This window comes from Vibrio sagamiensis NBRC 104589 (genome assembly GCF_007990935.1).
GTDB classification, from domain to species: Bacteria; Pseudomonadota; Gammaproteobacteria; order Enterobacterales; family Vibrionaceae; genus Vibrio; species Vibrio sagamiensis.
On sequence record NZ_BJXJ01000102.1, the window covers coordinates 1 to 2,339 of the forward strand.

Genomic DNA, 2,339 nt, shown 5'->3' on the forward strand with positions numbered 1-2,339 from the left:
CCGGTAGCCCAACCGCGCGCGCGATTCATACCACCAAATTTGTTGTGTAGCTTCAGTAACTCGTCTTTTGTCGCCAAACGCCAGTTAATTCGTCCGCCGATACTATGTTGGTTGTAGGTAGTACACAGTTCTTTTGCGTTAGGCCAGTGGAATCTGTAGAATCTACCTTTTGGGAGCCAATTAACATTATTTACAATTCCGTCTGTAGGACTACCGCCAATGCTCTCTAGATAGGCCACGGATGGTGAGCTGGTAAATAACTGACCATTACCTATATCGACGAAGTCAATACACTTCCCTGCCAGGTTGGCGCACGCTGGTTGGAATGTAGGGCTCCAAGTTGTCAATGGCTTATCCATGATGCTCGCTTTAACCGTAATATCTAACATGGCCGTTGAGGATTGCGCTTTGACTAACACCTCCCCCGCCGCATCTGTTGTCCCGGTGACCGTTCCTGTCCCACAGCTCAAAACCTGATTCTCGGGCGATGTCACCGTCACGCCCTTTAACGCACTGGCCATCCACTCAAAACTCACCGATTGGTTCGCCAAAGGGTTATTGTTATTATCCTTAAGCTCAAACGTCGCGCTCACTTCGTCGGTGCTATTTGCGATTACACTGTCGGTACTGCCTGCTTTTTTCGTCAGCACAGGCTGTGACACATCCCCAATATAGGTGATGATAGGACTCGATAACACCTCTGTAGGATCTTCGGTATTGGTTACCATAAAACGATACGTTCCCGCTTGAGTGGACGACGTGGTGACGGTCTGCGTCTCTCCTGTCCCTGCTAACTGGAGGCCCACGTCCGCTAAATCATCGAGCGAAGAGGTGGATACTTTATCGAGCTCAACGGAGGTTAACTCTGGCTTATTAATTCTAGCGATGGTTTTTAGGGTCCCGTCGGCCACTACTTCGCGCGTCAACATAGTCAACTGAATATTCTCATTGACCACACATGTCACATAATACGCCGTTTGAGGAGAATAATCGCTCGTTTCACCAGTGGTAATATCGTAACCTCGATAGCCACTTCCTCCTGCCCCTTGAATCAAATAAGTCTTTGCTGCAGGCCATTGGTTTAGCGCCCCACTGCCCCCGACTTGGTAATGCGTACTGCGCAAAAGCGACATCTGCGATTGGGTGGGCAAGGCGCCAACACTGTGACAATAGGCATTGCCCGCTGGTCCATTGTACGCTGATAGCGTATTATTGACGCCCATATCCCAGACAGCGGAGACCGCAAAGCCACTCTTAACCCCGTCACTGTAGCGTAGGGGCGCTGAGTAGGTTGCGCCTCCCGCCGTTAAAAAGGTCCACGAGCTCGCTTTCTCGTTTTCACTGGTCGTCACTTTAATCAATCCCGAACTGTAACCCCCATAATGGTCCGCCACAATGTAACTGATGATGTGTTCACCCACCCTGGTCGGTAAATAAGTGATGACTTTATTGGTGATGCTGTTGTCGTCTTTCGGATAGGCTGTACCAATATAGCTTTGCACCTTCATGACCTGCCACTCTTGACCGTCCGGCTTAGAAATAAATCCAGATAAGTCGATGTCTATTGGCTGATCAATCTTCACGACCTGATTGCTATTTTCCGTATTATAGTCGTATTTAGGTTTGCTTATCTGTGGTGGATGATTCAGTGATTCTGAAATCGTTACATAAAGAGTTCCCACGACATCGTTTCCTGGGTTTCCTGCGTCAGTGAGGGTATAGATAAGGCGATTCCAGCCAGCGTTCGCCGGCGGCGTGTAGGTAATGGTGTTACTTGTTGGCGTTGCACTCCCCAAGTTACCTTCACTTCCACTTCCTTGCACAATCACGGGCTGAGAGCTTAACGCATACCCTGATGGCCACTCTGAGCCAAGCAGCGCCTTAAGGTCGAACCTCTCTTTCGTATCGCTTAACAACATCGGGTGCGACAGAGGAGGGAGGGTTGCCTGAGCGGCAGAGGTAGAAAACACCGACATGGTTGCACTGGAAGAAGGCGCATCCGCTTGCTCACTGGCTACCGTATATTGATAATCACACCACTGTCCTGACGGGGTCTCCACCTCAAATACCAACCCATCATCAGACACTGTAACGTCACTGCAATTCTCTTGTATCGGTTCAACAGAAGTCAGCCTTTCGTGACCTCGCGCTCCCCGCACAAACGGACGTACATCCACAGAAGAGGTTGAGGCTGGAATGACTGTACTAAATCCGTCCGATGCCACAAAGGGAAAGACCTCGTTAGGGGTCGATTGAGAAGTGTCTTCCCCACCACAACCGAGCAGCGATGCACTCAATATCGTTGTCATCAAACAGCGTGATAATAATGGCTTCATCGT

1 pseudogene is annotated in these 2,339 nt (G+C 49.8%); it reads right to left on the reverse strand.

Features of this window, described 5'->3' with window-relative positions:
* Positions 1-1,223: pseudogene (locus VSA01S_RS20120) on the reverse strand (hypothetical protein); the annotation flags it as partial.
* Positions 1,224-2,339 lie beyond the last annotated feature (1,116 nt).